The sequence below is a fragment of the Nonomuraea sp. NPDC049646 genome, assembly GCF_044465525.1.
Taxonomy (GTDB): Bacteria; Actinomycetota; Actinomycetes; order Streptosporangiales; family Streptosporangiaceae; genus Nonomuraea.
In genome coordinates this window covers 212387-223437 of record NZ_JBITLU010000001.1, presented here as the reverse complement: position 1 = coordinate 223437, position 11051 = coordinate 212387, and the positions used below count along the sequence as shown (strand labels likewise).

12 protein-coding genes are annotated in these 11051 nt (G+C 73.8%); 4 read left to right on the top strand and 8 right to left on the bottom strand.

All coding sequences use genetic code 11. The features are described from left to right. Nucleotides 1–84 precede the first annotated feature (84 nt). Genes cydC through ACIBQ8_RS01010 form a run of 4 tightly spaced genes read right to left on the bottom strand, consistent with a single transcriptional unit; the run spans nt 85 to nt 5437 of the window. The gene (gene cydC, locus ACIBQ8_RS01025) at nt 85–1764 is read right to left on the bottom strand and encodes a thiol reductant ABC exporter subunit CydC (RefSeq protein WP_397190629.1); all 1680 of its coding nucleotides are present in this window, start codon (nt 1762–1764) and stop codon (nt 85–87) included. Next, nucleotides 1761–3485, bottom strand: coding sequence for a thiol reductant ABC exporter subunit CydD (gene cydD / locus ACIBQ8_RS01020; RefSeq protein WP_397190628.1), 1725 nt, complete (start codon nt 3483–3485; stop codon nt 1761–1763). Before cydD ends, cydC begins: the two co-directional genes overlap by 4 nt. A 7-nt stretch (nt 3486–3492) precedes the next feature. Next, nucleotides 3493–4257 (bottom strand): cytochrome d ubiquinol oxidase subunit II, encoded by a 765-nt coding sequence (locus ACIBQ8_RS01015; RefSeq protein ID WP_397167962.1) that lies wholly within the window; start codon nt 4255–4257, stop codon nt 3493–3495. A 10-nt stretch (nt 4258–4267) separates the two neighbouring features. Further along, nucleotides 4268–5437, bottom strand: coding sequence for a cytochrome ubiquinol oxidase subunit I (locus tag ACIBQ8_RS01010; RefSeq protein WP_397190627.1), 1170 nt, complete (start codon nt 5435–5437; stop codon nt 4268–4270). Nucleotides 5438–5526: 89 nt separating this feature from the next. On the opposite strand from ACIBQ8_RS01010, the gene ACIBQ8_RS01005 reads away from it, so the two are divergent. After that, nucleotides 5527–5874 carry a helix-turn-helix transcriptional regulator gene (locus ACIBQ8_RS01005; protein ID WP_397167959.1) on the top strand — a complete coding sequence of 116 codons (348 nt, stop codon included), beginning with the start codon at nt 5527–5529 and terminating at the stop codon, nt 5872–5874. A gap of 57 nt (nt 5875–5931) precedes the next feature. On the opposite strand, the gene ACIBQ8_RS01000 is transcribed toward ACIBQ8_RS01005, so the two are convergent. Beyond that, complete coding sequence (locus ACIBQ8_RS01000; RefSeq protein ID WP_397190626.1) at nt 5932–6615, bottom strand: permease prefix domain 1-containing protein; 684 nt, start codon at nt 6613–6615, stop codon at nt 5932–5934. A 104-nt stretch (nt 6616–6719) separates the two neighbouring features. Here ACIBQ8_RS01000 and ACIBQ8_RS00995 point away from each other — a divergent pair, with 104 nt between their 5' ends. The 3 genes from ACIBQ8_RS00995 to ACIBQ8_RS00985 are packed head-to-tail and all read left to right on the top strand — an operon-like array spanning nt 6720 to nt 7820. Beyond that, nucleotides 6720–7073: a VOC family protein gene (locus tag ACIBQ8_RS00995; protein ID WP_397167956.1), complete on the top strand. Its 354-nt coding sequence runs from the start codon at nt 6720–6722 to the stop codon at nt 7071–7073. After that, on the top strand, nt 7070–7396 hold the full coding sequence (locus ACIBQ8_RS00990) for a metalloregulator ArsR/SmtB family transcription factor (protein WP_358293072.1): 327 nt from the start codon (nt 7070–7072) through the stop codon (nt 7394–7396). Before ACIBQ8_RS00995 ends, ACIBQ8_RS00990 begins: the two co-directional genes overlap by 4 nt. Beyond that, a complete protein-coding gene (locus ACIBQ8_RS00985; RefSeq protein ID WP_397167954.1) occupies nt 7389–7820 on the top strand; it encodes an SRPBCC domain-containing protein in 432 nt (143 codons plus the stop codon). Before ACIBQ8_RS00990 ends, ACIBQ8_RS00985 begins: the two co-directional genes overlap by 8 nt. Before the next feature lie 9 nt (nt 7821–7829). On the opposite strand, the gene ACIBQ8_RS00980 is transcribed toward ACIBQ8_RS00985, so the two are convergent. From ACIBQ8_RS00980 to ACIBQ8_RS00970, 3 genes are all read right to left on the bottom strand, one after another. Further along, complete coding sequence (locus tag ACIBQ8_RS00980) at nt 7830–8264, bottom strand: calmodulin-binding protein (protein WP_397190625.1); 435 nt, start codon at nt 8262–8264, stop codon at nt 7830–7832. 75 nt (nt 8265–8339) lie between these two features. Continuing rightward, nucleotides 8340–9467: a hypothetical protein gene (locus tag ACIBQ8_RS00975; RefSeq protein WP_397167952.1), complete on the bottom strand. Its 1128-nt coding sequence runs from the start codon at nt 9465–9467 to the stop codon at nt 8340–8342. Between the two features lie 133 nt (nt 9468–9600). Then, on the bottom strand, nt 9601–10971 hold the full coding sequence (locus ACIBQ8_RS00970) for a pentapeptide repeat-containing protein (RefSeq protein WP_397167951.1): 1371 nt from the start codon (nt 10969–10971) through the stop codon (nt 9601–9603). Between the last annotated feature and the right edge of the window lie 80 nt (nt 10972–11051).

Here is an 11051-nt window from a genome sequence, read left to right as displayed (position 1 = left end):
CCTCTTACCCGCAAACAGGTTTGCATCATAAACCTGATGGCGACGCAAACTCAAAGCGAAGGCGAAGGATCGGTCAGCGCCTGGTCAGCGCCTGGTCAGCGCCTCGGACTCCCACAGGTCGCGGTAGTAGCCGGGCGCCGCCACCAGCTCGTCGTGCCGCCCGCGCTGGACGACGCGGCCCTCGTCGAGCACCACGACCTCGTCCACCGACTCCAGGCCCTTGAGCCGGTGGGTCACCAGCACGGTGGTGCGGTCGCGGATGACGTCCAGCAGGTCGGCCATCAGGCGGTCGGCGGTCTCCTCGTCCAGCGCCTCGGCGGGCTCGTCCAGCAGCAGCACGGGCGGGTCGTACAGCAGCGCCCTGGCCAGGGCCAGGCGCTGGAGCTGGCCGCCGGAGACGGTCCTGCCGTCCTCGCCGAGCTCGGCGTCCCAGCCGGTGCGCTCGACCCACGGGCCGAGCCTGGCCTCCCGCACGGCCGCCGCCAGCCGCTCGTCGCCGGCGTCCGGCCCGGCCAGGCGCAGGTTGTCGCGCAGGGTCGTGCGGAAGATGTACGGGTCCTGGGTGAGGCCGGTCATCAGCGTGCGGACGTCGTCGCCGGACAGGTCGCGCAGGTCGGTCCCGTTGACGCGCACGCTTCCCGACTCGGGCTCGACCAGGCGCATCAGCGCGGCCAGCAGCGTGCTCTTGCCCGCCCCGCTCGGGCCGACGATCGCCACCCGGCGGCCGGGGGTCAGGCGCAGGGAGACGCCGTCGAGCGCGGGCCGCGCGGCGTCGGGGTGGCGGACGACGAGGTCGTCGACCTCGACCGTCAGCGGAGCCGACGGCACGGGCGCGGGCGCGGCGGGCTCGGTGACGGCCGGCGCGGCGGCGCGGACCTCGCGCAGCCGCCGGATCGCGGCGGTGATCCCGGCCATGCGCTCGCCCGCCGCCGCCAGCGGCAGCACCGGCTCGAACGACACCAGCGCGGTCAGCGCGAGCACCGCCGTGGCGACGGACCCGGCGCCCGCCCCCTGGGCGAGCAGCACGATGGCGGCCACCGTCAGGCCCTGGGCCAGCGTCCCGACCGCGAGCGCGGCGGCGTGCACGCGCGACTGGCGGCGCTCCTGCGCGGCCAGCGCCTCGTCGGCGGCCAGCGCGCCGGACAGGGCCCGCTCGCCCGCGCCGTAGGCGGCCAGGTCGGCCGAGCCGTGCACGAGGTCGGCCACGCGGGCCGCCAGCGCGGCTCTGGCCGGGGCGATCCGGGCCGACCAGCGGCGCGCGGCGGCGGCGGTCGCGGCGGGCAGCAGCACGCCCGCCACCACGAGCCCGGCCACCAGCACCAGCGCGGTCAGCGGCAGCACGAACAGCCCGATGGCGACCGCGGCCAGCCCGGTCAGCAGCGCGGCGGCGGCCGGGAGCAGCGCGCGGACCAGCAGGTCCTGGACGGCCTCGGTGTCGTCCACCATGCGGCTGAGCAGGTCGGCGCCGCCGTGGCGGGGACGCTGGGGCGGGACGAGCGCCTGGTAGAGCCGCTCGCGGGTGCCGGCCTGGGCGCGCAGGGCCACGTCGTGGCCGGTGAGCCGTTCGGCGTAGCGGAAGACGCCCTTGCCGGTCGCGAACGCCCTGGTCGCCACGATCGCCACGCTCAGCGCGGCCAGGGACGGCTGCTGCGCGGCCCTGGTGATCAGCCAGGCGGCGGCCGCGATCAGCCCCAGCCCCGCCAGGTCGGCGGCCGCCCCGGCCAGCACGGCCCACACCAGCCGGGTGCCCATGCGCCGGTTCATCGCGCGCTCCCCTCGGGAAGGGAGGCCACGCCCTGCGGCTCCCGGAGATCGTCGCCGTCCGGGTGGGCCGGCCGGTCGCGGGTGGTGTCGGAGACGACGCGGCCCTCGTGCACCCGCACGATCCGGTCGGCGAGGTCGATCATCGCGGGCCGGTGGGCGACGATGACGGCGGTGCGCCCCCGCGCGAGCTGCGCGGTGGCGGCCACGACGGCGGCCTCGCTGCGGCCGTCGAGGCGGGCGGTGGGCTCGTCGAGCAGCAGCGCCGTGGCGTCCGGGCGGCAGAAGCCCCGGGCCAGGGCCACGCGCTGCCGCTGGCCGGCCGACAGGTTCGCGCCGCGCTCGCCGACCACGGTGTCGAAACCCTGGGGCAGGCCGTCCACGAAGTCGGCGTGCGCGGCGGCGGCCGCCCGCCGGACCTCCTCCAGGGTCGCGCCGGGCGCGCCCAGCCGGATGTTGTCGGCCACGGAGGTGGTGAACAGGTGGGGGCGCTGCGGCACGTACGCCAGGGCCGCCCGCCAGCTGTCCAGGTCCAGCTCGCGCAGGTCGGCGCCGTCGACCAGGACGCGTCCCTCGGACGGGCGCAGGAAGCCCAGGACCAGGTTCAGGAGGGTGCTCTTGCCGCCGCCGCTCTCGCCGACCAGCGCCACCCGCTCGCCGGGCGCGATGGTGAGCGTCACGTTCTCCAGGGCGGGCTCGTCCCTGCCGGGATAGCGGACGGTCACGTTCTCCAGGCGGATCTCCGGCGCGCCGTGCCCGTCGTACCGGCGGGCGGGGCCGGACGGGTCGCCGGCGGCCTCGTCCAGGACGGCGAAGGCCGCGTCGGCGGCGGCCACGCCCTCCATGGAGGCGTGGAACCGGGTCCCCATGGCCCGCAGCGGCAGGTACGCCTCCGGCGCCAGCAGCAGCACCAGCAGCGCCGTCGTCAGGTCCAGCGAGCCGCCGAGCAGCCGCAGCCCGATCGGCACCGCCACCAGCGCCAGCGACAGCGACGCGCACAGCTCCAGCACCAGCGACGACAGGAACGCCACCCGCAAGGTGCGCATGGTCGCGCTGCGGTGGGCGTCGGCGACCTGCCGGATGACGGTGGCCTGGTAGCGGGCCCGCCCGAAGGCGCGCAGCGTGGGCAGCCCGCGCACCACGTCGAGGAAGTGCCCGCCGAGCCGCGACAGGGCGTGGAACTGCCGCTCGGTGACGGCCTTGGTCGTCATGCCGACCAGCGCGCCGAAGACGGGGATCAGCGGCAGCGTCACCAGGACGATCACCGCGCTGCCCAGGTCGGCGGTGAACAGCCGGACCAGCACGGCCACCGGCACCACCGCCGCCACCGCGATCGAGGGCAGGTAGCCGGTCAGGTAGGCGTCGAGGCCGTCCAGGCCGCGGCCGGTCAGCGTGACCAGCTCGCCCGACCGGTGACCGGTCAGCCTGGACGGGCCCAGCTCGCCCAGGCGGGCCAGCAGCCGGTGGCGCAGCGCGGACTTCACGCCCGTCGCGGTGCGCCCGGCGAAGACGCCCTGCGTCCAGGCCAGCAGCGCCCGGACGCCCACGACGGCGGCCAGCGCCCCCAGCGCGGCGGCGGTGAACCGGCCCGACAGCACGCCGGCCAGCAGCTCGGCCTGCGCGAGCACGAGCAGCCCGGCGAGCACGGCCGCGACCATGGTGACGGTCAGGTGGCGGCGCACCGAGCGCTCGGCCCGCATGAGCCGCAGAAGATCCTTATGCACGTGGCCTTCAGAAGAACGAGGGGAGCGGGACGGCGCCCTTACCTGGCCGGAAAGTCCGCCATACCCATACTTGCGCGCCCAGCATGATCGGCGCGAACGGCAACGCCATGACACTGAGCACATTCAACGTAGCCGCCGGCGCGCTGTGCTCCAGCAAGTACGGCATGGCCCCCGCCAGCAGGCCGATCGCGGGCAGCGCGGCCACCAGCCCGGAGAGCAGCAGCGCCCGCCCCGACCGGACGGCCCCGAACACGCCCGGCTCCCGCCAGGCCAGGAACGTCCACCCGTGGAAGGCGAACAGCAGGGTCACCAGCACGCCCAGCAGCACGCCGACCGGATGCACCGGCGAGGAGGCGAACCCGGTGGCGGCGGCGTGCAGTGCCATGCCCCACCCGAACGACAGCCCCAGCGACCCGAACGCGATCATCGCGTCCCAGAAGCCGCGCCACCTCGCGCCGTCCAGCCGCCGCCGGAACCACAGCCCGGCGTCGCGCACGATCCAGCTCAGCAGCATGGCCACCACCAGCGGGTAGAGCCCGAACAGCACCTCGCCCTCCAGGCGCGGGTACACCCCGAACAGCGTCCCGGCCACCGCCACCAGCCACACCTCGTTGGCCAGCACGAACGGCGCCATCGCGGCCACCATGCGGTCGCGGTTGCCGCGCGTCCTGCCCAGCACCGGCAGCAGCAGGCCGACGCCGAGGTCGAAGCCCTCCAGGGCGAAGTACCCGGCCAGCAGCACCGCGAAGAACAGGAACCAGATCACTTCCATGTCAGCACTCCTAGTAGCTCATCGCCGGGGCGGGCTCGGCGCCGGCCGGGAGCGCCCCGAGGTCGAGGTCGCGCGGGCCGCGCCGGACGAGCCGGGCGATGAGGACGTAGTCGACGACCGCCAGCAGCCCCAGCACACCGGCGAACCCGATCAGCGAGGCGGTGACCATGCCCGAGGTCAGGCCGGGCGTCAGGGCGTCGGCCACGGTGAGCTTGTGCCAGACCATCCACGGCTGGCGGCCGATCTCCCTGGCCATCCAGCCCAGGATGGCCAGCGCGAACGGCACCGGGGTCATCACGATCAGCACCGGGTGCGTCCAGCGCCACCTCGGCAGCCAGTAGATGATCGGCAGGAGCACGAACAGCAGCACGAACGCCAGGAGCTGGCCGATCTCGATCATGAGCCCGAGCGGCACCCCGGCGCCCGCGTCGCCGTCGAACTTGCCCTCCTGGACGCCGCCGAACTGGGCGTACCCGAAGCCCAGGGCCAGGAAGGCGCCGACCGCCGCCACGCCGACCCCCGTGCGCAGCGACTTGGCGAAGAACAGCGTCTCGCGGGTGCGCCGCCGCAGCTGGTACGCGCTGGCCCCGGCCAGCACCAGGCCGCCGGTCAGCAGCCCCGCGCCGATGACGTGCGGGAAGGAGAAGATCAGCGTCTTGTTGGTGAGCAGGGCGCCGAAGTCGACCAGCTCCAGCCGGCCGTTCCTGACCACCGAGCCGGCCGGGTTCTGCAGGAAGGAGTTGGCGACCATGATGAAGAAGGCGCTGGCGTACGCGGTCAGCGTCACCAGCCAGATGCAGGCCAGGTGCAGCCACTTGGGCAGCCGTCCCCACCCGAAGATCCACAAGCCGAGGAACGTGGACTCCAGGAAGAAGGCCACCAGCGTCTCCATGGCCAGCGGCGCGCCGAAGACGTCTCCGGCGTAGTGGGACAGCCCGCTCCACGACAGCCCGAACTGGAACTCCATCACCAGGCCGGTGACGATGCCCAGGGCGTAGTTGATGACGTAGATCTGCCCCCAGAACCGCGTCATGCCGCCGTGCAGCGCGCTGCCGGAGAGCACGTGGCGGGTGTGCATGAGCGCCACGACCGGCGCCAGCCCGAGCGTGAGCACGACGAACAGGAAGTGCAGGCTTCCCGTCACGGCGAACTGCGTGCGGGCGAGTTCGAGTACGTCCATTCGATCGACTCCGTTGTTGTGCCTACCTACATATAGGCAGCCTACATGTAGACTGGCTACATGGCGAACGGTTGTCTAGGATCAGGACCATGAATCCAGACGCGCTGCGCGGGCACATGGACGCGTTGCTGCTCTCGGTGCTGGAGCGGGAGCCGCTGCACGGCTACGCGATCATCGAGGCGCTCCAGGAGCGCAGCGGGGGCGCGCTGAGCGTGCCCACCGGCACCGTCTATCCGGCGCTGCGGCGGCTGGAACGGGTCGGCTACCTGGCCAGCGAGTGGGCCACGGTGGGCGGCCGCAAGCGGCGCACGTACCGGCTGACCGAACCGGGCAGGAAGCAGCTCGAAGGGGAGCGGTCGGCCTGGCGGGAGTTCACCAGCGTGATCGGCGGCGTGCTCCAGGCCGACAGCAGGGCCGACGCGCGGGCCTCAGGCTGACGGGGCGGCGCGCGAGCAGACGCGCGGGCCTCAGGCTGACGGGCCGACGCGCGAGCCTCAGGCTGACGGGGCGGCGGCGGGCCGGCGGGCGCGGCTGACCCGCAGGCAGCGCGTGGCGCCGTAGATCTGCAGGCCCCAGAACGCGGTCGTGACCAGGTTCGCCAGGAACGCGGGCAGGTAGCCGGTCATCGTGCCGGGCCCGGGCGGGCTGTAGGACAGCACGAGGCTCATGGCGCCCCCGAGCGGCAGCATGCCCCACACGACGATGCCCAGCGACCTGGTCACCAGGTGCGGGCGGCGGATCCAGCGCGCGCCCCGGCCCAGCGCCAGCAGGGCGAGGCCGCCGTACAGGCCGGTGGCGAGCTGGCAGACGTCGAGCAGCTTCGAGATCAGGTGGTACCAGGCCGGACGGCCCATCCACAGCGCCGGGTCGGCGGGGTAGGTGCGCCACACCATCGACCACATGAGCGCGGTCAGCGGGACGCTGATGAACAGCAGCAGGCCCAGCCGCCGCCCGGCCACGGCGGTCAGCTCGCTCTGGTAGCCGGGGGCGATCTCGGTGACCGGGCCGAACTCGGCGACCGCCAGCCGCTCGGCCTCGGCGCGGTCGAGGCCGTCGGCCTCCAGGGCGTCGGCGGTGTCGGACAGGCTGTCGCGGGCCTCGACGACCAGGTCGCGCTTCGCGCCGGACGGGCCGGAGAGCGCACGATCGAGGTCGGCCACGTAGTCGTCGATCCGCATGATCCCAGTTTACGGAGTCAGCCGCCGATGGCCTATCAGGGAAGTCCCCGATATTTCCGGCCACGACTTGATATGTCGGAAAAATCCTACGTATAGTGTCCGACATGCTGATTTCCGGGATCCTCACCGTCACCGTGCCCGTCGCCGACCAGGCGCGGGCGCTCGATTTCTACACCGGCGCGCTCGACTTCGAGGTGCGCACCGACAACCCGTTCCCGATGGGCCGCTGGCTCACCGTCGCCCCCAAGGGCGCGGCGACCGCGCTCCTGCTGGCCTCCTGGTTCCCCGACATGGCCCCCGTCGGCGGGCTCGTGGTGGCCGCGCCCGACCTCGACGCCCTGGCCGCCCGCCTCGCCGCGAACGACGTCGCCTTCGAGGGGCCGAGCGAGCAGGCGTGGGGACGCCAGCTCCTGTTCCGCGACCCGTTCGGCAACGGGTTCGTGGTCAGCCAGGCATGACCGCCGACCACGTCTTCACCGCGCTGGCCAGCCCGGCCCGGCGCGAACTGCTGCGCCTGCTGCTCCAGGAAGGCCCCCAGCCCGCCGGGCGGCTGGCCGAGCGCTTCGACATGAGCCGGCCCAGCGTCTCGGAGCATCTCAAGGTGCTCAAGGACGCCGGGCTCGTGGCCGAGGCCCGCAAGGGGCGCGAACGGCACTACCAGCTGGAGGCGGAGCCGCTCATGGAGATCCGCGACTGGCTGACCCCGTACGAGAGGTTCTGGCGCGAGAAGCTGACCGGCCTGTCCGCGCTGCTCGACGAGATGGAGGAAGAGGATGGCTGAGGACCGGACCGCGATCAGGCTGGACGAGTTTCTCAAGCACCCGCCGGCCAAGGTGTGGCGGGCGCTGACCGACCCCGAGCTGATGGCCCGCTGGCTGATGCCCAACGACTTCCGGCTGGAGGTGGGCCACCGGTTCACCTTCACCACCCAGCCCAGGAAGGCGGTGGGGTTCGACGGGAGGGTCCACTGCCAGGTGCTGGAGTTCGAGGCGGAGAAGCTGCTGCGGATCAGCTGGAGCGACCGCAAGCAGGCCGACTGGACGGTCACCTGGCGGCTGGTGCCCGAGGGCCGGGGCACCCGGCTGTTCCTCGACCACGAGGGCTTCGACCCCGACGACCCCACCCAGCAGCTCTCCCGCCGGATCATGGGCGGCGGCTGGCCCCGGCACTTCACCGTCATCGAGGAACTGGCCACCGCCCTGTGAGCCGGGCTCCTACATGGCCGGCAGCTCGCGGGTCAGGCGCGAGCTCCACGGGCACCAGTGGCCGCCCGGCAGGAACGCGCCGCCCACCTCGTCGAGGTGGTCCTCCACGTACGTCATGCGCGCGTCGCAGACCTCGATGGCCACGTCGAAGAAGTTGATCGTCTCGGGCTGCAGGTGGTAGCTCCACCGGGCGTTGTAGGCGACGGGCCGCTTGGCGATGCGGCCGTGCACGTGCGGCCGCTCGTCGGTGGCGCCGGACAGCAGGTCGCGGGCGTGCCGGATGGAGCCGGGGTCGGTGAGCTGCATGACGAACCGGGACCGGCCGTCGGTGTCGGTGAACTCGAAGTACGCCTCTCCGGCCGCCTGGGCCGGGACGGCTCCCGCCGCGGCGAGCAGGACGGCGGACGCCAGGACAGCGCTGATCTTGGTGGCGATGCGGGGCACGGGGGACACCTCCGAAACTGTCGGCCGCACTCTGCGGCTCGTCACTCAAAGTAACTGAACGAATGCGCAAAGTCACTATGACGGAAGCCGGACGTGGGCCATGACCCGCGCGGCCACCTCCTGCGGCGGCCGGCCGTCGGTGTCCAGGCGCACGTCGCCCGCCCCCGCCCGGTCGAGGGCGGCGGCCTCCCGCGCCGCCCGCCCGGCCACGGCCCGCAGGGCGTCCGGGCCGAGCCCCCGCAGCTCGTCGCCGGGCGTGGCCGGGCCGCCTCCCCGGCCGCGCAGCAGTACGCGGTCCAGCAGCGTGGCGGGGGAGGCGTGCAGCCGGAACACGGTCGGCGTCAGGCCGGGAAGCAGGCGGGTGCAGGCGCGGACGGTCGCGTCGGAGTCCGCCCCGCCGGAGACGACCAGGCATCGGGCGCCGGCCGCCCGGTAACCGTCCCACAGCGCGGCCAGGCCGCGTGCCCTGAGCCGGCGGCCCTCCTCCCCGGTGGACGGGCGCAGCGCGGCGATCTGCCGCAGATCGACGTAGGCGGCCCGGACGCCCGACCGGTGGACGCGGCTGAAGACCTCGTAGCCGACCGTCGACTTCCCGGCCGCCGTCGCCCCCGAGAACCACAACAGGGGAACCGGCGCACCCGGAACAGCCGGGACGTGCGCCTCTTCTGCGACAGGGACGGTGACGGGCGGCGGCCAGCCGTCCAGCCGGTCGAGCACCAGATGGGCCGTCTCGGCCACCGTCCGGCCGCCGGTGTCCACGCACAGGTCGGCGTACCGGCTGCGGTCCTGCTCGACGGCCTCGGCCACGGCGTCCTCCACCAGGTCCGGACGCCAGCCCCGCCCGAGGAACCGCTCCCTCAGCTCCGCGTGGGGCACCCGCAGCCGGCACACGGTGAACGCCGCGCCGGGCAGCAGCGCGGTGTACTCGCCGACCTCCTCGGGCGTGTCCACGAAACCGGCCAGGACCAGGCAGCGCATCCCCGCGCGCCGGAAGCCGGGCCACAGGGCCGCCAGGTTGCGCGCCCGCAGGCGATGCGGGCCGCCCTCCGGCGCCGGATGGCACAGGCCGATCTGGTCGGCGTCGAGGAACGCCGTCTTGACGCCGCTCCGGCCGAGCCGGTTGAAGATCTCCCACCCGGCCGAGGACTTCCCGGCGCCCGTGGGGCCGGTCAACCAGAGCAGCGGCAGCGGATCGGTACTCACCGGCGCGACCCTAGCGAGCCCGCTCCGCCGCCTGCCACCGCATTTCGTCCCGCCCGCCGGTGCAGGCCCGGGTTGTGGCGGCCCGCTCGGCCCGGTTGCCGGTGGAGGGTCCGTGGCGGCCCGCTCCGCCCGGCTACTGATGGAGGACCGGGTTGTGGTGGACCGCTTCGCGGGCCGCGTGCGAGGTGGAGCTCCACAGCACCGCCGCCGCCGTCAGCGCCGCGAGCAGCGTGCACCAGGCCACCGCGCGTCCGAGCCGCATGCCATACCCCCACAGCAGCCACGACAGCGACAGCCACCAGTGCTCACCGGCCTGGCGGCGCATCTCCATGGCGGCGAAGGCGAAGTCCGCCGAGGTGTCGCGGTCCTCGATCCGGCCGCGCAGCCCGGCGTAGAGGGCGGCCAGCCGGTCGGGGGTCGTGGGCGAGCCGCCGGAGGCGTCCCAGCCGCGCAGGGCGTGCTCGTCGGCCAGCGCGCTGCGCCGCGAGATCCAGCGCAGCATCGGACGGCGCAGGCTGACCCGCACGCCGCGCGGCGTGAGCGCGAACGTGCAGTTCCTGACCCGCACCCCGGCCGGGTGCGTGAGCCCGGCGAAGCCGCATCCCGACAGGTCGAGGCCGGTCAGCGTGAGGCTGGCGGCGTCCACCTGGCGCAGCGAGCTCAGCATCGACAGCCCCTTGCCGGTCACGGAGGCGGGTCCGTGCAGCACGGCGCCCTCCAGGTCGGCGCTGGAGTCGGTCAGCCGTACGGTGGCGTTCCCGAAGACCTCGGCCCGCCGCAGGTCCACCCCGCAGCGCGCGACCGTCACGTCGAGCAGGCCGTCGGCGCGGGACCGCGCGGCCGAGAGCCTGCCGGAGGCCGACAGGTAGGCGTCCCCGGCGAAGTGGGCGTAGTCGAACCCCGCCTGCCCGCGCACCTTGCGGAAGGAGAGGGTCCGGCCGAACCTGGCCCCGCGGAACGTGGCGCCGGTGCCCAGGCGGGCGTCGTCGAAGGTGGCGTACCCGTCGAAGCGGGCGCCCTCGCAGGAGAGCCCGTGCTCGAAGACGGCCTGGCCGAACAGCGCGTCGCGGGACATCACGGCCCGGTCGAGCGAGACGTGCCCCCGGACGCGTACGCCGTGGAAGGACAGCTCGCGCGAGAACCTGGCCGCCGCCAGCGACACGTTCCCCTCGAAACGGGCCCCGAAGAAGGAGGCGAGCCGCTCGAACCTGGCTCCGTCGAGCGACACGTCCCCGGTGAACGTCACGCCCGACAGCCTGACGTCGCCGGTGAACCTGGCCCGGTCGAGCCGGGCGCGGCCCGGTCTGCAACTCGTCGCCTCCAGGACCCGCGACAGCAGGTCGCCGTTGACGGTGGTGCCGCGGAGGTCGAGCAGCCTGCCGGGGGACAACCGGGCGAGGACGGCGGGCAGGTCCTCGACCGGCAGATGCGCCAGGCACAGGCCGGACGGCTGTTGGGCGATTCCGGGGCAGGCAGCAGAAAACGCGCAGGTGACCCAGTCCATGCACTGGTCATACCCGCGTGCCGCCAATGTCAAGGTTCGATGATTTAATGTTCTATCCACTTTTGTGTGGAAATATGCGG